Consider the following 19094-nt stretch of genomic DNA (forward strand, 5'->3'; position numbering starts at 1 on the left):
TTCGTAGGTGGCTGGCGCGCCGTGCGCTCGGCCTTGCCCGGTTGAGCAAGCCTTCAGGGTTTTCCGGGACTCGGTTCGGCGGGCAGCTCGGGGATTCACGGTGGTCAAATTGCAGGCAATGGGGAGCTGAGCGCCGTCTCGTTGTTTCGATCGGCAAACCCCCGATGGCCGAGAAGGACTGCGGCCACGCAGCCGAGGGGGCGCAGCCGAGATGGCGGGGGTAGCCTCGAAAGAGGCAGGCAGCACGGGGAGATGGTGACGATGAGGCTGCGGTCACGGCATCTCATGATCGGCGCACTGGCAATAACCCTGCTCGCACCGTGGGCGCCGATCGCATATGCGGCACCCGACGCCTTTCCGGGCCGGAACGGAAAGATCGTTTTTGTGAGCAACCGCGACGGTAACGACGAAATTTACATCATGAACGCGGGCAGAACGCCCGAGGATGTCGCGTCGCTGAGGAGACTCACCAACAACTCAGTACCCGACCGGGATCCCGTCTTCTCATCCGATGGGAGCAAGATCGCTTTCGCCCGCCTCCGCGACGACAACTGGGACATCTTCACCATGAATTCCGATGGTACGGATGAGATGAGGATCACCCAAGAAGCGTCGGGCGAGTTTCAACCTTCCTTCGCCCCGGGGTTTTCCCGGCCGCGGCAGACCATCGCCTTCACGAGCACCCGCGACGTGTCCGCCCGGCAGCCCTTCAACCACGAGATCTACCGGCTCGACCCCGAAAGCGCCAGGCTTCCCATGCAGCTCACCTTCGATCCGGAACTGGACACGGAACCTGCATGGTCTCCGACCGACTGCAAGATCGCCTTCTCCAGCAAACGCGCCGGCGGGAACCGCGATATTTACATCATGGGGTGCAGTGGCCTGGATTTGCGCCGGCTCACCACGAACCCGACAAGCGATTCCTGGCCCGCTTTTTCTCCTGACGGAAAGAAGATCGCCTTTCAGAGCAATCGGAGCGGAAACACTGACATTTACGTGATGAACATCGACGGCACCGGACAGAAACAAGTCACCACCGACGTGTCGGAGGAGTGGCAGCCAGCCTTCTCACCGGACGGCGCCTGGATCGTCTACAGCTCATGGAACAGACTCGGAAACGCCGACATTTACACCAAGAAGTTGGACGGAACAGCAGAACAGAGGATCACCAGCGGGCCCACCGAGGGGGTGCAGAACACCCAGCCCGACTGGCAGCCGTCCCCTTGATCGCCAACCGTGCTGGACCACGTTGACCGCGAGGCTGGGGTGACACGCCGAAGGGGCGTTCGCCGAACTCGCCAACATTCCTTGCCCGCCAGCCATGGGCGGCGAGAATGCGCGCCGCAGTAGCAGCGGAGCGCCCTTGCCATGGGAGCAGGTGACCGTGCGCGGCCGGAGGTCATGCACCGGCCCCGCTCCGGTCCCCCGACGCCGTCCGAAGCGCGGAAGTACCCCCGCCGTCATTCCAACTCGGCGTGAGGCGGCCTCACCCAACGGCGGTGGATGGCAGGGAGCGGGCTGCTGCTGCCGCCCTCCGGCTGAGCCTGGCATCGCTCTCCAGCGCCGCGCGTCCCACCGTGGCCGAGCATCCGGCGAACCGGCGGTCTGCGGCGGGCCGAGCCCCGATCAGGAGCTGGGGCGCGGTGAGCGGAGCCGGTCGGCGACGTCGTAGACGTTCAGGCACAGCGCAGGGATGTCGGTGATGGGGCTGCGCCCGGCCACCTCCGCCTATGCGCCTCCATTCGCGGCGGACGCCCGGGCTGTGCGACGGAAGGCGGCCCGGTAGGCGCTCGGGCGGTAGCCGGTGTGGCGGGCGAAGAGGGCCGCGAAGGTGCCGGGGTCCTGGTAGCCGACGGCCGAGGCGACGGTGGCGACGGTGTGGTCGGTGGTCTCCAGAAGATGGCGGGCGCGGCGGACCCGGGAGGTCTGCAGATGGGCCAGCGGGCTGCGTCCGGTCTCTTCGGCGAAGCGGCGCAGCAGCGTGCGGGTACTGACCCGGAAGGCCTCCGCGAGGGCGGCGAGGTCGTACCGCTCGGCGAGGTTCTGGTCGAGCCGCCGCATGACCCGCTGGGAGAACTCCCCGCCGGGCTGAGGGAGGAGCCGCGGGTCGACGTACGGGGTCTGGGAGGTCCGCGCGTCGTCGACGAGCGCCAACCGTGCGGTGGTGCGGGCCACCCGGGCGCCGTTGTGCCTACGGATCAGGTCCAGCGCGAAGTCGTACATGGCGCTGAAGGCGGCCGTGGTCGTCACCCCCGTGTCGGTGACGACCAGGTGCTCGGGCCGCACGTCGGCGTCCGGGCAGCGGCTGGCCAGTTCGCCGGCGTACAGCCAGGAGGTGGTGGCCCGGCGCCGGTCGAGAAGTCCCGCCTCGGCGAGCAGGAAGGCGCCGACGCAGAGGGAGACGACGGCGGTGCCGGCGGCGGCCTGCGCGCGGATCGCCGCGATCTCGGGGGCGAGCCGGGCGAGCCGGGCGTCGAGGTCCGTGTCCGGGTGCAGTTCGAAGCCGGGGACCACGAGGACGTCGACCTCGTGCACGGGACGCACGTCCAGGTTCGCGCCGCCCGAGGCGGTGACCCGGCGGCGTGGCGAGAGGACCGACACCCGGTAGCCGGGCGCGTCCGGTCCCGCGACGTGCCCGGCCATCGTCAACAGGTCGGGGACGCCGAACACTTCGGACGCGAAGCAGCCCGGGTACGCCAGGACCCCGACCCGCAGCGCACCCGGCCCGGTGCCCTGAGCCACAGCGTCCTCCGCCTGCCGCGTCGCCTCCGCCATCGCTCCCGCACCCCCTGGCCGCCGCGCAAACCGCTCGCCTCCGTCACGTGTGGCGAGAGTACCCCTGGCCTTGGCGATCCCGCCCCTCACCCGGCGGGCGGTCGCCGGGCCAGGCTGGCCCCATGAGCGACGACGATCCGATCACCGACTTCACCCGCCGGAGCGTGGCCGTAGAGGGGGTGGAGAAGACTGTGTACGTGGCAGGGGCCGGTCCCGCGGTCGTGGTGCTGCCCGAGATGCCGGGCATCAGTCCCGACGTCCTGCGGCTCGCGCGCTGGGTGCGGGACGCGGGCTTTACCGTCCACGTACCCTCCCTGTTCGGGACGGACGGCGCCTTCCCCACGGTCGAGGGCGGTGGGGAGGTCGTCCGCCGCGCCTGTGTCAGCGCCGAGTTCCGCGCTTTCGCCGGCGGTGGCACCAGCCCTGTGACGGTGTGGCTGCGCGGCCTGGCGCGCCAGGCCCACACTGCGTGTGGCGGGCCGGGGGTGGGCGCGATCGGCCTGTGCTTCACCGGCAACTTCGCCCTCACCATGGCCCTGGAGCCGGCGGTGATTGCCCCGGTCGTCAACCATCCCTCGCTGCCGCTCGACGACCCCGGCGGACTCGAACTCGACGCGGCGGACGCGCGCGCGGTACGCGACCGGCTCGACCGCGACGGACTCACCGTCCTCGCCTATCGCTTCGAAGGCGACCGCTGGTGCACGGGGCAGCGCTTCGCCGCCTACCGCGCGCTGCTCGGCGACGCCTTCGACGGGCGCGTCCTCCCGGACAGCGCCGCCAACCCGGCCCCACCGCCCTTCTTCGCCGACCTGGTCGGCACCGCGCACAGCGTCGTCACCGCCCATTTCGTCGACGAGGCCGGCCACCCCACGGTGCAGGCCCGCGACGAGATCCTCGCCTTCCTCACCGGCCGCCTGCACCCACACGGGGGCCGACCGCTGCCCGCCACCTGACCGGGGCCCGGACGCACTTCCCCGAGCCCGAGGTCGTCGGCGCCGAGCCCGGCCCGGGCGGCCCGACGCGGTTGCCGAGGCAGCGGTGCGCAGTGGTGGAGTGCGTTGCCCGGCAGCACAAGGGGGTGAGCCGCTGACGGGCGCGAGCCGGCCGAAGCGCGGAGTCTTCGAAGTCCGCCAGAAAACTTCGCGATGGGATGTCGAGAACCCGCGCGCGGCTCCGTCCCAGCAGCGAACACGGCCACAATGGGCCGTACCTCACCAAGGAGAACATGATGGCCAAGTACCTGCTGCTCAAGCACTACCGGGGCGCGCCGGCATCGGTCAACGACGTACCGATGGACCAGTGGGAGCCCGAGGAGGTTGCGGCCCACGTGCAGTACATGCGTGACTTCGCCGCTCGGCTAGAGGCACCGGAGAGTTCGTCGACGGTCAGGCGCTCTCCCCGGAGGGCACGTTCGTCCGCTACGACGGCGAGGGGCGGCCGCCGGTCACCGACGGCCCGTTCGCGGAGACGAAGGACCTGATCGCCGGCTGGATGGTCATCGACGTCGAGACCTACGAGCGCGCGCTGGAGCTGGCCGGCGAGCTGTCGGCGGCCCCGGGCGCGGGTGGGAAGCCGATCCACGAATGGCTCGAGGTGCGCCCGTTCTACGCCGAGCAGCCCACGGCCACCGAGTGAACGAGTCGCTGCTCCGGGAGCTGGTGCCCGCGGTGATCGGTGTTCTCGTCCGTCGCGGAGCCGACTTCGCGGCGGCCGAGGACGCCGTGCAGGACGCCCTGGTAGAGGCCGTGCGCGGGTGGCCGGACGACTCCTCCCCAAACTCTTCGGGCAGGGGATACCCCGTGCGGGATCCCAAGGGCTGGCTGGTCACGGTGGCCTGGCGCAAGTTCCTCGACGCCGTCCGCGCCGATACCTCACGGCGGCGGCGAGAGAAGCTGGTCGAGGCCGAGCCCGTGCCCGACCCCGGCGAGGCGGTGGACGACACGCTTCAGCTGTACTTTCTGTGCGCGCACCCGTCCCTGACACCGGCCTCGGCCGTCGCGCTCACGCTGCGCGCGGTCGGCGGTCTGACCACACGGCAGATCGCGCAGGCCTACCTTGTGCCGGAGGCGACCATGGCCCAGCGGATCAGCAGGGCCAAGCGGACCGTCTCCGGCGTCAGGTTCGACCAGCCCGGTGACGTCGCCACGGTGCTGCGCGTGCTCTACCTGGTCTTCAACGAGGGCTACTCCGGCGACGTCGACCTCGCCGCCGAGGCGATCCGGCTCACTCGCCAACTGGCGGCCAAGACCCACCATGAGGAGGTCGCGGGCCTGCTGGCGCTCATGCTCCTCCACCACGCACGGCGCCCGGCACGAACCGGCCCCGACAGCAGGCTCGTGCCGCTCGCCGAGCAGGACCGCAACCTGTGGAACACCCAACTGATCACCGAGGGCGTCGAGATGCTCCAGACCGCCCTCGCCCGCGACCGCCTGGGCGAATTCCAGGCCCAGGCGGCCATCGCCGCGCTCCACGCCGACGCCCGGACGGCCGAGGAGACCGACTGGGTGCAGATCGTCGAGTGGTACGACGAACTCGTGCGCCTCACCGACAGCCCGGTGGCCCGCCTCAACCGGGCCGTCGCGGTGGGCGAGGCCGACGGCCCGCGGGCCGGCCTGGCCGCCCTGGCGGAGCTCAACCCCTCCCTGCCACGGCACGCCGCCGTCGCGGCATACCTGCACGAGCGTGACGGTGATCCAGTGACCGCAGCACGGCTCTACGCCCAAGCCGCCCGATCAGCACCCAACCTCCCCGAACGCGACCACCTCACGCGACAGGCCGCCCGGCTCAACGCGCAGCTGCGCAGTTGAGCGGCGAACCCGTGGACCCGAACGCACGCTGTTTCGGTAGTGGGCGGTCAGGGCCGCGGCATACCAGTCAGGGACGGCTCCCTGAAGGCCAGGGAAAGGTACGAGTTCAGCGCTTCGTCCACCTCCGGAAAGGGCCCGAACTGCACGCGCCACGCGTCTCGGGCCGCCGCGTCCGGGAAGCCCTGGCAGGCGGGCATCGAGGTCGAAGACCGAGGCGAAGCGGGCGTGGATGTCGCTGCCTCCGTGACGGTGGTCAGACACGGACGGGTCCTCACGGCATGGGTGCGGGTGGTCAGGTCAGCGGACGAATCGGCATCCGGGCCGCGTGGGTTGTCAGCCAAACCGATTCCTACCGATCACCGGGTTCGGCCAGCCGGTGCACCCCGGGGACCGGCAGCTCGGCGCACTCCGCCATCTCGGCCAAGCGCACGCACGCCCGGGGCCTGCCCTCGGGATCCGGGCGTGCTGGGCACGCAATCACCGCAGCCCGCCTCGCGCGCGACCGATGCCGGGTCCGGCCCGCCGCCCGTGAACGAGGAGGAGGGCCAGCCCAGCGGCACGTACCTCTTTCCGACGCGGCTGCCACTCCTCTCTGCTGCCGTGGGGTTGGTCGACGGCGGGGCGCGCGGACGCTGGGGTGATCCAGTCTTCTGGCGGCGGGGGTCAGCGGGATGAGGTCGGGCAGCCCGGGCAACTGCCCCGTCATTGAACCTCGGTGGAGGGATCCGTAGTCTCTGATCCCGATGGCTCGGGCACCGGACCGGGCGGTCAACCAGGCAAGGGCGGGGGCCGTTGGCAGCGCAGGGACAGCCGGGAAGGACCATCGGAGGGCGCTACCGGCTCGTCAGGCCCCTGGGGTCCGGGGGGCTCGGACGGGTGTGGAGGGCCCACGACGAGGCGCTGGACGTGGACGTGGCGGTCAAGGAGGTCTGGCTTCCGCAGCAGGCCGGCTCGGAGCGCGAGCAGGCGTTACGGCTGGCCCGTGCCGCCCGGGAGGCGCGCAACGCGGCGAAGCTGCGCGACAAGCGGCACATCGTCGCGGTCCACGACGTCGTGGTCGAGGACGGGGTTCCCTGGATCGTGATGCACCTCGTCGAGGGGCGCTCCCTGGAGGCACACCTGCGGGTCGAGGGGCCGATGCCCGCCCCTCGGGTGGCGCAGGTGGCCACCGCACTGCTCAAGGCGCTTGAGGCGGCCCACGCGGCGGGGATAGTGCACCGGGACCTCAAGCCCGCCAACGTGATGCTCGCCGCGGACGGCGATGTACTGCTCGCCGACTTCGGCATCGCCGTGCACAGGGCCGACACCGCGCTCACGGTGACGGGCGGGGTCGTCGGCTCGGCCGAGTACATGGCCCCTGAGAGGCTCAACGGCACGGCGGACCAGGGTGCCGGCGATCTGTTCTCGCTCGGCGTCACGCTGCACGAGGCGCTGGAGGGCAGGTCGCCTTTCCGGCGCGAGACCCCGACCGCCACGCTGGCGGCGGTGGCCCTGCACCATCCCCCACCACCGCAGCAGGCCGACACTCCCCTTGCCTCGCTGATCACAGCCCTGCTCGCCAAGGCCCCCGCCGACCGGCCGACGATCGAGCGCGCCCTGGCCATGGCCGCGGCCGTCCCCTCGGCCGCCGAACACCACCTGACCTGGATGCCGTACGCCCCCAACTGGTCGGGTCTGAGCGCGCTCGGCTCCTGTGTGGCGGACGGTCGGTACACCCGTGTCGGCACGACCGTCCGCTACGTCGCCGACCTGTCTTGGGGCGCCGGAAGCACGCTCGGGTCAGCGGAGATCAAAGCCTCGCTGCCCATCCCGGCGGCGGGAGGCGGCAGCACCGATTGGGGCTGGCAGGGCACCGGCCGCTACCGCGACGGGACCCGCGGCACGTGGAAGACGCTCACACCCGTCATCGCGAGCGGTGGCAGCGTGGCAACGGTGTTCGCGACCCGCCCGAAGGACGGCGGCTGGGTGCCGCCCGGCAGGATCCCCTACACCTGGGGGGGGCCGGCGCGCACATGCGCATCCAGGGCGAGTACGAAACGTCCCTCTGAACCCTGCCCCGCGATCACCAAGAGGCCGACGCCAGAGCCGTCATGGTCCTGCTCGGCGTCCTCAGCGACGAGACCGCTCCGAGGAGATGTGCAAGCCGCCGGAGAGCTGCGGTTCCGTCTGGATCCGCGTCACACCGCCCCCGCGGACCCCCACCGACCTGTGCCGAACAGGCCGGCCCCGCTGGTGGTGGCTCATGCTGGGAGTAGTCGTCGTCGCAGCCGAGGTCGGAGGTCGGAGTTCGACCAGGCCACCCCTCGATCGACGAGCGGATGGCTTTCAAAGCCCGCACCCTGCCCTCAATCCAGGCAGAATTCGTTCCCCTCCGGGTCGGTCATCACAATGATCCCCTCGTCCAGGCCATTGGGCTCGAGCCGGTTCAGCCGCTTCGCTCCCAGTCCCTCCAGCCTGGTGGCCTCCTCCTCCAGCGCGGCCATCCGCTCGTCCCCGGTCAGGCCGGGTGCTGTGCGCACATCCAGGTGCAAGCGGTTCTTCGCCGTCTTTCCCTCCGGAACCTTCTGGAAGAACACCCGCGGCCCCTTGCCGTCCGGATCCGTGATGGCCGACCTGTCGTTGTGGTGCTCAGGCGGCACGCCCCACGCCGTCAGCGCAGCCGTCCAGTCGGGGAAGCCCTCGGGCGGCGGCTGGACGCGATAGCCCAGCGCCTGAGCCCAAAACGCCGCCTGCGCGCCCGGATCGGCGCAGTCGTAAGTCACCTGGAATTCCTTGGCCATGCCGCCTCCGACCGCTTGAAACCTGCCACGTCCCCGCCCCGGGTGCCTCCCGGAACACACCGCCATCCTCGCACCGCCCTCTGACAAGCGGCTGGCGAACCCGGTGTCAGTCACCCGCCCCGGCTTGTTTCCCCTCGGCTCGTTTGCGGTCAAAGAGGGACCGAAGGGGGTCTCGAAGTCCGCGGCTGATCGGATCCTGAACCATCGCCCCGCTGATGGCGCTCTCGCCGATCCACCGGGCTGGCGCAGTCACCCCGGCCGCACCATCTCACGCCCGACCTACGCCAGTTCCTTGACGCCAGGGATCCACGTATCGCGGGTGTATCGAAAATCGCATACGCCACGGCAACGGCCCGCAGTCTCCAATGGGGGCATGAACCACAACGCATCCCTGCCAGCACCGCCCCGCCGTACGCGCGGGATCGTGCTCCTCGGCCTGGCGATCCTCGGCACGACGGGCGCCGTGTTCGTCGTGCGGCGGCCGCTCATGATGTCCGCTCCGATGTGCATGGCCGGGCGGTGGCACGGCTGCTTCGATACGTTCAACGGCGTGGTGCTCATGACGTTGGTCGCGCTGCCGTTGGCCGCGCTGGTGGTGTGGGCGCTCGCCTGCCGGCGGCGGCGTGCCGCCCGCATCACATCGGCATGGCGGATGTCGCTGGCCGAGGTGGGCATGGTCCACGGGACGGTGCCGTTCGTATGGATGACCATGATGCCGGGCGCCGGGGCCGGCACCGTACCCGGCCGGGTGAGCCTCGTACCGCTGCGGGACCTGCTCACGATGGGGCCGGGCGGGATCGTCGGCAACCTGCTGATCTTCGCGGCGCTTGGGTTCTTCGCCCCGATGCGGATTGCGGCGCTGGCGTCCGTGCCGCGGATCCTGGCGCTCGGGGCGGGCTGCTCGGTCCTGATCGAAACCGCACAGTACGTCCTGCGGCTGGACCGGGTGTCCTCCGTGGACGACGTACTGGTCAACGCCGCCGGCGCCGTGCTGGCCGCGCTGGCGTCGCGCCGCTGGTGGCGCGGTACGGCGGAAGAGCCGTCGGAGCGGCCCCGTCCCGCGCTGGTACCGGCAGGCTGAGTTGCGTGTCCGGTGTGCACACGTCTTTGCATACGTCGGCGACATGTCGAGCTGCTTTAGGCTTCAGCCATGCGCGTACTGATCGTGGAGGACGAGCCCTACCTGGCCGAAGCCGTCCGTGACGGTCTGCGGCTGGAGGCGATCGCGGCCGACATCGCCGGCGACGGCGAGTCCGCGCTGGAACTGCTGAGCGTCAACTCCTACGACCTCGCGGTCCTCGACCGCGACATCCCCGGCCCCTCCGGCGACGAGGTCGCCCGGCGCATCGTCGCCTCCGGCAGCGGCATCCCGATCCTCATGCTCACTGCTGCCGACCGGATCGACGACAAGGCGTCCGGTTTCGAGCTCGGTGCCGACGACTACCTCACGAAGCCGTTCGAGCTGCGTGAGCTCGTCATGCGGCTGCGGGCGCTCGACCGCAGGCGCGCGTACGCCCGGCCCCCGGTCCGCGAGATCGCGGGCCTGCGCGTCGACCCCTTCCGTCGGGAGGTCTTCCGCGACGGGCGCTATGTGGCGCTCACCCGCAAACAGTTCGCCGTGCTCGAGGTCCTCGTCGCCGCCGAAGGGGGTGTCGTCAGCACCGAAGGGCTGCTGGAGCGGGCCTGGGACGAGAACGTCGACCCCTTCACCAACGCCGTCCGCATCACCGTCTCCGCATTGCGCAAACGGCTCGGCGAACCATGGGTCATCGCCACGGTGCCGGGTGTCGGCTACCGCATCGACACGGGCCCCGGCACCACCCGCCCCGGCAGTACGCGTGCATAGACGCCCAGGGCTCAGCGTCCGACTGAAACTCACCCTCAGCTACGCCGGGTTCCTCGCCGTCGCCGGCGCTCTCCTGCTGGCCGTGGTGTGGGGGTTCCTGCTGCGCTACGTACCCGACACCTCCCAGGGCCTTCTCGGGATCTCACCCAACCGCTACCTCCTCGTGCGTACCTTCGCCCCCGCCGCAGCCGTGGCGATGGTCTTCCTGCTCGTGTTCGGCCTCGTCGGGGGATGGATCCTCGCCGGCCGGATGCTCGCACCGCTCACACAGATCACGGCCGCGGCACGGATGGCCGGGAACAACTCGCTGTCCCACCGGATCCGCATGGAGGGCCGCCAGGACGAATTCCGTGAACTCGCCGACGCCTTCGACACCATGCTCGAACAACTCGAGTCGCACGTCGCCGAGCAGCAGAGGTTCGCCGCGAACGCCTCCCACGAACTGCGCACCCCGCTGGCCATCTCGCAGACGCTGCTCGACGTCGCCCGCAGGGACCCCACGCGGGACCGGGACGAACTCCTCGAACGCCTGCAGGCTGTCAATACGCGCGCGATCGGCCTCACCGAGGCCCTCCTGCTGCTCAGCCGCAGCGACCGCGGGAACTTCATCCGCGAGAGCGTCGACCTCTCCCTCGTCGCCGAAGAGGCCGCAGAAACCCTGCTCCCCCTCGCCGAACAGCGCGGGATCACGCTCGACGTCACCGGCGGAGCGACATGGACCAGCGGCTCCGCCGAGCTCCTGCTGCGGATGGTCACGAACCTCGTCCAGAACGCCATCGTCCACAACCTCCCCGACGGCGGCACCGTGACGGTCCACACCGAAGCGCAGGGCGACGCGAGCATGGTGCGGGTGGAGAACACGGGTCATCCGCTCCCACCGGAACTGGTGCCGACCCTCACCGAACCCTTCCAGCGCGGAACGGAACGCGTACGCACCGCCGAGCACGCCGGCGCAGGCCTCGGCCTTGCCCTCGTGCGCAGCATCGTCCGCGCCCATGACGGGACCCTCGACCTCCTCCCCCGCCCCGGCGGCGGCCTCGTCGTCACGGTTCGGCTTCCCGGCGTGCCGTAGGCATCGGCCCGGGATCACACCACTGGAGCGTGTCTCTTTGATCGGCCGATCAGTTCATGGGAGGTGTCCGTCCGGTCAGTGATCACTGATGCGATGTGGGAACGGATCGAGCCGCCGGTGCCGGCCGATCCTGTCCGCGGTCGGCGGTCGGCGGTCGGCGGCGGGCGGCGGGCGGCGGGCGGCGGGCGGCGGGCGGCGGGCGGCGGGCGGCGGGCGGCGGGCGGCGGGCGGCGGGCGGCGGGCGGCGCCAGGCTGAGGAAGGCGAGGAAGTGCGAGCCCTTTCGTTCGTATCGGACGGTGAGGCGGCGGTAGCCGAAGAGCCAGGCGATCGACCGTTCGATCTTCGAGCGGTGCCGACCGAGGCGTTCGCCGGACTCGATGCCGGGCCGCGCGATGCGCGCGACGAGCCCGCGCTCGCGCAGCCAGGCCTGGTGTTCGGCGGAGAAGTACGCCTTGTCGCGCCGAGTTTGACGGGTCGGCGCCGCCGTGGTCCCCGGCGGGACCGGACGGCGGGTATGCCGCGGATGAGCGGCTTGAGGGCGAGGCTGTCGTGCATGTTCGCGCCGGACACGGCGAGGGCGAGCGGGATGCCCTGGGCATCGGACAACACGTGCAGCTTGCTGCCGTTATTGCCGCGATCGACCGGGTTCGGCCCGGTCAGTGATCCCCCCTCTTGGCGCGAACGGAGGCCGCGTCGACGATCGCCGAGGTCCAGTCCACCTCACCGCGGGCCCCGAGTTCGTCCAGCACCGCCCGGTGCAGCCGACGCCACAGGCCGGCCTCGGTCCATACCGTGAAGCGGCGATGCGCGGTGGCGGGCGACGTGCCGAACGTCGGCGGCAGATGCCGCCAGGCACAGCCGCTGGTCAGCGCGTACACCACTGCCGTGAACACGGCCCGCTCGTCACACGAAGCGGTCCCACCACCTTGCGGACGAGCAGCGAACGACGCAGCAACGGGGCGGTCGGCTCCCAGAGTTCATCGGGAACCAGACGCTTCGATAGATCAGCACCCACGACCGGCAGCATGCCGCACGAACATCAAGTCACGTGAGACAACCTCTAAGCCTTGATTGGTGCCGCCGACCTGGCGGCCTGCTCGATCTTCGCGCAGTAGGCTGCACGGGCTTCCTCGTCGATCTGCTGCTCGTTTTCGGCGCGCACCCCGGTCCGGCCGTCGAGGCCCTCGCGCAGGATATCGGCGTGCCCGGCATGCCGGATGGACTCGCCGAGGACGTGGACCATGATGGCGAACAGGTTCGTGTTGGGATAAGGCTCAGGCCACCACGGCACGTGGCCGGGGGCGTCGAGGGGAAGCTGGTTGATCGTCGCGTCCGAGTGTTCCCACGTGCGCCGGTAGAACCCGATGATCTGATCGCGGGTCTCGTCCTCGGTCGCCCACAGATCGCTGCCGTTGGAGTCCTGCCACCGGGGCAGCGGTTCCGGGGAAGGGCGGTCGAAGACCTCGCCGAAGTACCTGGCCTCGACGGTGGCCACGTGTTTGACCAGGCCGAGGAGGTTGGTCCCGGTCGCTGTCAAAGGCCGGCGGGCGTCGTATTCGGACAAGCCGTCGAGTTTCCAGAGCAGCGCCCTGCGGTCCCGCCGCAGTCTCCCGTGCAGGTTGTCTTTCGCGAATTCATCGATCATGCGGCATGAGCCTGCCATGGGCTGCTCGTAGTCTCAAGATCCCGTACGTGGTCCGCAACGACTAGCAGAACCGAGGCCTGGCCATGGCCGCCGCCCTGACCTGCTACAAGAAGCTCGCGAAACTTGCCACGTGAGACAGCCTCTAAAGCACTGGCGCGGCCTGGCCACGCGACGGACAAGCTCGCCATCGCCTACCAGGCCGACCTCCACCTCGCTGCCGTCCTCATCTGGACCCGACACTGAGCGGCGAAGAACCTAACCGGAGGGGCTGGGCAACCAGCTGGTAGCGCCCACGACTTCGCGCGCTATGTCGACCACTGAACGTCCGTCGGTCACCACTCGCACGGTGTCCAGGGGCGTCTGCTCATCCAGAATCCGCGCCTTACGTGCGCTGCTCTCCAGCTCGTGCTGCAGCTCCGAGCCCAGTTCCCGACCGGTCAGCCGCTCACGGGCGGTGGCATCGGAGGCGGTGAGCACAACCCGCACGATCCTGACATTCGCACCCATGGCGCGCTGGAACATGCCCTCGTTCTCGGCCAGAACGCTAACCGTGTGCGTATAGATCAAGCGGCGGTACCCGAGCTCGGCGTAGTTCGACCAGAGCGCCGTCAGATTGCGCTCCGCGATCTTCCTGCGCCGGGGGTCCCCCTCCGGAGCTGGATGTGCCTGCCCCATGAAGTCACCTTCGATTACGCAGTGAGCAACCGTCGCGGCGCGCAGACGCGCTGAGACCTCCCACCCCACCGTCGTCTTGCCGACGCCCGCGCGCCCTCCGATGAGCAATACCTCTGCTTGATCCATAACTGCACCCTCCCACCGAGTAGTCGAACCGCGCGAACCAAATGTGCGCGGATCAGGGAGACAGGCCCTAGGTGTGTGACGGCTCGCTCATGGCGTTATGCCCTGACCCCCGGAGGCGGACAACGATCCCCCGCCCCTGCGCCGCGGCAACAGTCAACCGGCTCCCGAGCGCGCCAGCGCTGTGTAGTGCGGCGCACTCCGGCAGTGCGGTGGGGTGGTGTCCATCGGTGCGCGCACCGCACCGGCCCGGTGGTGCGCAATCCGATGAGCTCCGTCGGTTCTGATATCAGAGGAAGGGAGCCGTTGATGGCCTACGCAGGGCGGTTCAGCCGCCAGACGACGTCGATCCCGCTGCCTGAGGGTGCTACGGGAGGCGCTACCTGCTCACGCCGGACCTCGGTAAAGCCCAACCGACGCGGTATGGCGCCGCTGGAAATGTTGGCCAGGTCGTGCGCAATTTCCAGGTACTCCACGTCCGGCAAGGCAAATGCCTCGGTCACCACGGCCGCCGTCGCTCTCGTGGCGATGCCCTGGCCGGTGACGGCAGGGTGCAGCCAGTACCCGATGCCCCGGCCCTGCGGTTCGGCCCCTCGGTAGGTCTGACACATGCCGATGAGCGCACCGTCCCTGGCGATGGCGTAGTTGTACGCGTCACCGCTGTCCCACTTCGAGTCGGACTTCGCGAGGAAGTCTCGGGTGTTCTCCTCGCAGTGACGGGCGACCCACGGCATCCACGGGCGCAGGTGGTCCAAAGACTCCTCGATCAACCTGAACGCCAGCGGGAAGTCGCTCTGCCCCAACCAGCGCCGCAGGACGAAGTCTCCGCACTCGATGATCTGCCTCGGCCGCTCCATGATGGTCATGATTGTCCCGTAGAACGCCCACTGCAACGGGATATGGAAGGACCGATGGGCCGTCTACCGGGCAATACGGCGGTACGGCGGTACGGCGGTACGGCGGTACGGCGGTACGGCGGTAGCGGAGCATGGCAGAGGCGATTGCGGCGAAGGCCAGGAAGTGAGCGGCTGTCTGCGCTCGTAACGGCGGTGCAGGCAGCAGCATCCGGCCCCTAAAACGACCTCGACTGGTCTGATCCGCCGGCGGGTACGCAGCAGGGGCAGTGCGCCGTGTGGCGCGCCGCCCCGTACGGACCTCATTCGGCAGCTTGCACCGGGCTGATCTCGAAGGCTCCGCACACCCGCAGGTGGTAGGGGATCTGCACGGCCTGGTAGCTGTTCGGCGGGAAGACGTTGACGTAGGTCGACGTCGGCCGGCAGCCCGCCGCCACGCCCGGGCTGTTCGTACGGAGGGTGGCGGTCACGCTCTTGCCGGGCTGGACGGAGACGGTACCCACCGGCTCGCCGGTGCGCGTCGCGGAGGTGCCGATCTGGCGATGCTTGACGTCCACGACGCTGACGCCCGGGAATCCGCGCAACGCGCAGGTATGGGTCGAGGTGTTGGTGAACTGGATCGGGTAGTACAGAGACCCCGCGGCGCCGTCCGGCTCGCCTATGGCCAGGTGCAGGTCGGCCACATGGCAGGTCGGGGTCCTCGGCAGAGAGGATGCCTGGGTGGCGCCGACCGCGGCGCCGGTGGTGGCGAAGAGGGCTGCGGAAGCGATGGTCGCCACCCGGGTCAGGACGTTGATCATGGTGCCGACTCCTGTGCCAGCGAAGGAAATCGTGCGCTTTCGATGCAGCGGGTTCCACGCGACGGGATCCGGGCGAGACAGTGTGCGGCTCGACGTGTGCCGTCTGCGGGAGAGGTGCTCGCACTCTCGCGGATGCCCGACGGGTGGCGCACTCCTGCAACTGAAACGTGCGGGCCTGATGACACCATTCTAGCGGCCGGCGGTCCCCGCGGCCTTTTGGCGGCGCTCACGCCGAGGGGCGGCGCGCTCCATGCGCACCGCCCCGTCGCGTTGCTGCTACAGGAACGAGCCGATCTCGATCGTTTCGGTACGGCCGGGATCGGCTCCGGCCGCGGAGATCGGGGCGCCCGACATCTCCTCGAGGGCCTGCACGTACGCCTCGGCGTTCTTCGGGAGGCGCGAGAAAGCCCTCCAAGGCCAGGTCACCGCCGCGGCCAAGGTCAACCACGGCGGACAGCCGAAGGCCATCGACGACGGCGTGCTCACCTTCGCCGTCGCGCTCAAGGACAAGAGCGTCCCCGTCCCCGAGATCGCGAAGAAGCTGGTCATCAAGGCCGGGAAGGACGCGGGCAAGCAGTGTCCGTGCGGAATGACGTCGGCTCGGCAGTCGGCCAGGAGTTCAACGTGGCGGTGCGCAGGGCGGGCAGGTCGCGGGGCTGGTGCCACGAAGGGTGAGGTACTCCTCGACGGGCCGGGGTCTCTTCTTCGTCGTGCGCGCGGGGCGGCGGCCCGCCGGACCGCGGGCCCGGACACCACCGCCGCCCGGGCCGTCTCTTTTTCACGACATCGCCGCAGGCTGCGGCAGCGACACCGTCACCCGGCCCCATGACCGTCCCCGGCCGCGCCCGTTGTGCCGGGAACCCTGCCCTGCGGCGCCGCAGCGGCCCAGAGGCCGGCCGACCGTGCCCTTCGACCCGACGCCCGGGTCAGCGTTCTCCGCGACACCGTTCAGGTGTCGAGGAGACTCAGTTCGCAGTCGGGCCCGGACAGCTGGATTGAGCACACCAGCATGGCGGAGGGACGTGCCGCGTTCGCCCTGCCCGGGCTGCCCGTCGCCTGAGACAGCCGGGCCCGGGCGGAACGGCTGAACGGCTGAACGGGGAGCGAAGCCCCCGGGCGTCAGCGGCAGGCCGCGATACTGGCGCCATGACAAGCAATCCCGACAAGCCGGCGGCCCCGTTCTCCCGGATCAAGGTCCGCGCCGGGGCCCTCGTCTTCTGCGGCGACGATGTCGCCCTCATCCGTCGCGACCGTGCCGACTCCACGCACTACACCCCGCCCGGCGGCAACGTCGAGGACGGCGAAGACCTCGACGCGGGCCTGCGCCGTGAACTCGCCGAGGAGCTCGACCTCGACGTGGACCAGGCCGACGGCGGTGACCTGATGTGGGTCGTCGATCAGCGGGTCAGCCGCCCGGGCCCCACCCCGCCGCCGCGCAAGCTCCACCTGATCTACCGTTTCCACATCACCCCCGAACTCCGAGCCACCCTCGCCCAACAGGAGCTGGACGAACTGCCCGACGGTAGCCACGAAGTCGGGGTCATCGAGTGGGTCGACTACCGCAAGACCGCCGAACTGCCCATCTTCCCGCCCATCGGACCCGCCCTCGCGGCACTGGCCGACCCCCATGCCGCCGTCGCCGACGCAGCCTTGGCCGCGGTCACCGACGAGACCTACACCTGGGTGTGACCCCGGACCGCCCATCGGCTGGGTCGGTTCGGCGGGCGGCCGAGCGCCACGACCACGGATTCAACGCGGCGTCACTCTCACGAATGACCATCTGTGAGAGTGTCGCCCGCCCAGGTCCGCCCCGCTCTGCTCCAACTCCAGGACGAGCCTGTCCGCGTACGCCTGATCGACGAACGGTCGACCGCCTTCCGTGCTGCGGTCGCCTCCGCCCCCAGCCTCGACGTACAGGTGCCGACCTGCCCCGAGTGGACGCTGTTCGATCTGGTGCAGCACCTGGGCCAGGGGCGGCGCTTCTGGGCCGCCACCGTCGCAGCAGGCCTGCCGATGCTCCCCCCGGCCGACGCCGCTGCCGAGCGCGCCGTGGCGGCGCCTCGGGAACGCGAGGCCCTGCTGGCCTGGTTGGCCGCATCAACGCAGCAGCTACTGGACGCACTGCGGGAGGCCGACCCGGATCGCGGTTGCTGGACGTGGTGGGGTGACTCGCAGTCGCCGCAGACCTGCGGTGCCGTCGCCCGGAACCAGCTCCAGGAGATCGCGGTCCACACCCACGACGCTCAGGTCACCCTGGGTGCCCCGCAGCCGCTGCCGGACGAGGTGGCACTCGACGGTGTCGACGAGTTCCTGGCCACCTGCTGCGCAACGACGGCCGCCTGGCCGCACAAGCCCACGGCCTTCGACTTCCATGCCACCGAGGGCCACTCCTGGCGCCTCACGGTCGACGGCGACGGCGCACGGTCCACCCCTCCACGCGCCACGGCCACGGCCACCCCCACCGCCACCGGCGAGGGCCCGGACGCACCCGGCGTCACCGTCCGGGGCACGGCCAGTGAGCTGGTCCTCTTCAAGGACGTTACGGTGCGCCACCTGCTGCGCTCCGGGCCGAAGGAAACACGACGGCTCGGCTCCGCCAGGTCTGCCGGAACATCGGCACCGCACCGCCCTCAAGCCCACGAGGGCGGATCGGCAGCACGTCACCAAGCTGTTCATCTACGTGTAGATCTCGAACTCCCGGTCTCCTAGGAGTGTCCGGCCGATCATGTGACGGCTTCGTGTCCGGGCCGTTGATGTGGACATGGGCGGGGTGATCTGAGTGATGCCGAGGGGGAACGGCTGCGGGCGTTCCTGCCGGTCGGCAACAGCGGGGCGTTGTGGCAGGTGGCGCGACCACCGTCAGGTGATCGAAGGGATTCTGCACCGGGTACGGACCGGCGTGCAGTGGCGTGACCTGCCAAAGCGGTTCGGCCCGTGGAAGACGGTTCACGAGCGGCACCGGATGTGGTCGGCTGACGGCACCTGGGAACGACTGCTCCACCAGGTCCAGGCCGAGGCCGATGCGGCCGGGGAGATCGACCGGCATCTCGGTCGACTCCACCATCGTCAGCGCTCACCAGCATGCGGCTGGCGCCCGCACGGATCCGCCGCCGGCCTTCGCCCTCAGAGGGGGACGGGTCGGCAGAACATCAGGGCGAAACGCCGTGGCAGAGCCTCGTCGGCCCCCTGGTGGAGGTGGTGCCGAGAAACGCAACACGGTCGAGCGCGCCATCAACCGGCTGAAGGACGTCTTCCTGGGTACCTTGACCGCGGCGTCACTGGTCATCTGGCTGCGGGCGTGACACCTCGACAGGCTCAGCCTGCCGATCGGCACGGCGACTGAGCCAGGACTTCTCGAGCTCTGACAGAGGCGGCTCGGGCGCTGGGCCAGTGTCGTCGTAGAGGGCAATCGGGTCATCCGGCGCAGACCACGAGCCGACAGTCACCAACCGGTACACGAACTCGCCTCCCTCCGGAAGCGGGACCGTAATGGCCTCCGGTGCAGGCGGGCCAGGCACACACCGGCCGACGTCATCGGCGTACGGCCCGCCGCCGAAGAGGGCATGCATCCAGCCCTGCGGTGGTGTTCCACCCAGATCGAAAACGTCCTCCATGCCCTCCCCCTCATCGCGGCGATCGTAGTCGAAGAGGGCAGTGAGAACTCGATTTCAAGATCGGCCGGACAACTCCTGACGGGACACTGCTCTTGACCTCGC

General features: G+C 70.0%; 15 protein-coding genes and 6 pseudogenes. 13 read left to right on the forward strand and 8 right to left on the reverse strand.

Annotated features, from left to right (window positions below; genetic code table 11):
• Positions 1–285: 285 nt before the first annotated feature.
• On the forward strand, positions 286–1227 hold the full coding sequence (locus tag AB0D48_RS31385) for a hypothetical protein (protein ID WP_362404570.1): 942 nt from the start codon (positions 286–288) through the stop codon (positions 1225–1227).
• Positions 1228–1728: 501 nt separating this feature from the next.
• On the opposite strand, the gene AB0D48_RS31390 is transcribed toward AB0D48_RS31385, so the two are convergent.
• A complete protein-coding gene (locus tag AB0D48_RS31390) occupies positions 1729–2775 on the reverse strand; it encodes a helix-turn-helix domain-containing protein (RefSeq protein WP_362404573.1) in 1047 nt (348 codons plus the stop codon).
• 122 nt (positions 2776–2897) lie between these two features.
• On the opposite strand from AB0D48_RS31390, the gene AB0D48_RS31395 reads away from it, so the two are divergent.
• From AB0D48_RS31395 to AB0D48_RS31410, 4 genes and pseudogenes are all read left to right on the forward strand, one after another.
• Positions 2898–3728: a dienelactone hydrolase family protein gene (locus tag AB0D48_RS31395; RefSeq protein WP_362404576.1), complete on the forward strand. Its 831-nt coding sequence runs from the start codon at positions 2898–2900 to the stop codon at positions 3726–3728.
• A 275-nt stretch (positions 3729–4003) separates the two neighbouring features.
• Positions 4004–4410 (forward strand): annotated as a pseudogene (locus AB0D48_RS31400) (YciI family protein).
• Positions 4407–5582: a DUF6596 domain-containing protein gene (locus AB0D48_RS31405; RefSeq protein ID WP_362404579.1), complete on the forward strand. Its 1176-nt coding sequence runs from the start codon at positions 4407–4409 to the stop codon at positions 5580–5582. The pseudogene AB0D48_RS31400 and the gene AB0D48_RS31405 overlap by 4 nt, the downstream one beginning before the upstream one ends.
• 792 nt (positions 5583–6374) lie before the next feature.
• A pseudogene (locus tag AB0D48_RS31410) lies at positions 6375–7172 on the forward strand (serine/threonine-protein kinase); the annotation flags it as partial.
• Between the two features lie 755 nt (positions 7173–7927).
• Here AB0D48_RS31410 and AB0D48_RS31415 read toward each other — a convergent pair.
• Positions 7928–8362, reverse strand: a complete 435-nt coding sequence (locus AB0D48_RS31415) for a VOC family protein (protein WP_362404636.1) — start codon at positions 8360–8362, stop codon at positions 7928–7930.
• A 373-nt stretch (positions 8363–8735) separates the two neighbouring features.
• On the opposite strand from AB0D48_RS31415, the gene AB0D48_RS31420 reads away from it, so the two are divergent.
• The 3 genes from AB0D48_RS31420 to AB0D48_RS31430 all read left to right on the forward strand — a co-directional run bounded on the left by AB0D48_RS31420 (position 8736) and on the right by AB0D48_RS31430 (position 11280).
• On the forward strand, positions 8736–9443 hold the full coding sequence (locus tag AB0D48_RS31420; RefSeq protein WP_362404582.1) for a VanZ family protein: 708 nt from the start codon (positions 8736–8738) through the stop codon (positions 9441–9443).
• A 69-nt stretch (positions 9444–9512) separates the two neighbouring features.
• The gene (locus tag AB0D48_RS31425; RefSeq protein ID WP_362404584.1) at positions 9513–10208 is read left to right on the forward strand and encodes a response regulator transcription factor; all 696 of its coding nucleotides are present in this window, start codon (positions 9513–9515) and stop codon (positions 10206–10208) included.
• Complete coding sequence (locus tag AB0D48_RS31430) at positions 10201–11280, forward strand: HAMP domain-containing sensor histidine kinase (protein WP_362404586.1); 1080 nt, start codon at positions 10201–10203, stop codon at positions 11278–11280. The genes AB0D48_RS31425 and AB0D48_RS31430 overlap by 8 nt, the downstream gene beginning before the upstream one ends.
• A 245-nt stretch (positions 11281–11525) precedes the next feature.
• Here the strand turns inward: AB0D48_RS31430 and AB0D48_RS31435 are convergent.
• A pseudogene (locus AB0D48_RS31435) lies at positions 11526–12296 on the reverse strand (IS5 family transposase); the annotation flags it as partial.
• Positions 12297–12341: 45 nt separating this feature from the next.
• Positions 12342–12926 carry a DinB family protein gene (locus tag AB0D48_RS31440; protein WP_362404589.1) on the reverse strand — a complete coding sequence of 195 codons (585 nt, stop codon included), beginning with the start codon at positions 12924–12926 and terminating at the stop codon, positions 12342–12344.
• Between the two features lie 142 nt (positions 12927–13068).
• Between AB0D48_RS31440 and AB0D48_RS31445 the strand changes: the two are divergent.
• Positions 13069–13169: pseudogene (locus AB0D48_RS31445) on the forward strand (IS5/IS1182 family transposase); the annotation flags it as partial.
• A 12-nt stretch (positions 13170–13181) separates the two neighbouring features.
• On the opposite strand, the gene AB0D48_RS31450 reads toward AB0D48_RS31445, so the two are convergent.
• From AB0D48_RS31450 to AB0D48_RS31465, 4 genes and pseudogenes are all read right to left on the reverse strand, one after another.
• Positions 13182–13727, reverse strand: coding sequence for an AAA family ATPase (locus tag AB0D48_RS31450; protein WP_362404592.1), 546 nt, complete (start codon positions 13725–13727; stop codon positions 13182–13184).
• A gap of 311 nt (positions 13728–14038) precedes the next feature.
• Complete coding sequence (locus AB0D48_RS31455; protein WP_362404595.1) at positions 14039–14590, reverse strand: GNAT family N-acetyltransferase; 552 nt, start codon at positions 14588–14590, stop codon at positions 14039–14041.
• 290 nt (positions 14591–14880) lie between these two features.
• On the reverse strand, positions 14881–15378 hold the full coding sequence (locus AB0D48_RS31460; RefSeq protein ID WP_362404597.1) for a DUF4232 domain-containing protein: 498 nt from the start codon (positions 15376–15378) through the stop codon (positions 14881–14883).
• Between the two features lie 276 nt (positions 15379–15654).
• Positions 15655–15789: pseudogene (locus AB0D48_RS31465) on the reverse strand (adenylosuccinate synthase); the annotation flags it as partial.
• Between the two features lie 735 nt (positions 15790–16524).
• Between AB0D48_RS31465 and AB0D48_RS31470 the strand changes: the two are divergent.
• The 4 genes and pseudogenes from AB0D48_RS31470 to AB0D48_RS31485 all read left to right on the forward strand — a co-directional run bounded on the left by AB0D48_RS31470 (position 16525) and on the right by AB0D48_RS31485 (position 18680).
• Positions 16525–17067: an NUDIX hydrolase gene (locus AB0D48_RS31470; protein WP_362404600.1), complete on the forward strand. Its 543-nt coding sequence runs from the start codon at positions 16525–16527 to the stop codon at positions 17065–17067.
• Positions 17068–17166: 99 nt separating this feature from the next.
• A complete protein-coding gene (locus AB0D48_RS31475; protein ID WP_362404603.1) occupies positions 17167–18087 on the forward strand; it encodes a maleylpyruvate isomerase family mycothiol-dependent enzyme in 921 nt (306 codons plus the stop codon).
• 90 nt (positions 18088–18177) lie between these two features.
• Positions 18178–18476: pseudogene (locus AB0D48_RS31480) on the forward strand (IS5 family transposase); the annotation flags it as partial.
• A 66-nt stretch (positions 18477–18542) separates the two neighbouring features.
• A complete protein-coding gene (locus AB0D48_RS31485; protein ID WP_362404645.1) occupies positions 18543–18680 on the forward strand; it encodes a hypothetical protein in 138 nt (45 codons plus the stop codon).
• The last annotated feature ends 414 nt before the right edge of the window (positions 18681–19094 follow it).

The organism is Streptomyces sp. NPDC048269 (genome assembly GCF_040652395.1).
GTDB lineage: Bacteria > Actinomycetota > Actinomycetes > Streptomycetales > Streptomycetaceae > Streptomyces.

Bases quoted from the DNA above. Each gene is read 5' to 3' on its own strand.
- AB0D48_RS31390 (WP_362404573.1), bottom strand. From the start codon at position 2,775: ATGGCGGAGGCGACGCGGCAGGCGGAGGACGCTGTGGCTCAGGGCACC.
- AB0D48_RS31395 (WP_362404576.1), top strand. From the start codon at position 2,898: ATGAGCGACGACGATCCGATCACCGACTTCACCCGCCGGAGCGTGGCC.
- AB0D48_RS31470 (WP_362404600.1), top strand. From the start codon at position 16,525: ATGACAAGCAATCCCGACAAGCCGGCGGCCCCGTTCTCCCGGATCAAG.
- AB0D48_RS31415 (WP_362404636.1), bottom strand. From the start codon at position 8,362: ATGGCCAAGGAATTCCAGGTGACTTACGACTGCGCCGATCCGGGCGCG.
- AB0D48_RS31450 (WP_362404592.1), bottom strand. From the start codon at position 13,727: ATGGATCAAGCAGAGGTATTGCTCATCGGAGGGCGCGCGGGCGTCGGC.
- AB0D48_RS31385 (WP_362404570.1), top strand. From the start codon at position 286: ATGATCGGCGCACTGGCAATAACCCTGCTCGCACCGTGGGCGCCGATC.
- AB0D48_RS31420 (WP_362404582.1), top strand. From the start codon at position 8,736: ATGAACCACAACGCATCCCTGCCAGCACCGCCCCGCCGTACGCGCGGG.
- AB0D48_RS31440 (WP_362404589.1), bottom strand. From the start codon at position 12,926: ATGATCGATGAATTCGCGAAAGACAACCTGCACGGGAGACTGCGGCGG.
- AB0D48_RS31425 (WP_362404584.1), top strand. From the start codon at position 9,513: ATGCGCGTACTGATCGTGGAGGACGAGCCCTACCTGGCCGAAGCCGTC.
- AB0D48_RS31460 (WP_362404597.1), bottom strand. From the start codon at position 15,378: ATGATCAACGTCCTGACCCGGGTGGCGACCATCGCTTCCGCAGCCCTC.
- AB0D48_RS31455 (WP_362404595.1), bottom strand. From the start codon at position 14,590: ATGACCATCATGGAGCGGCCGAGGCAGATCATCGAGTGCGGAGACTTC.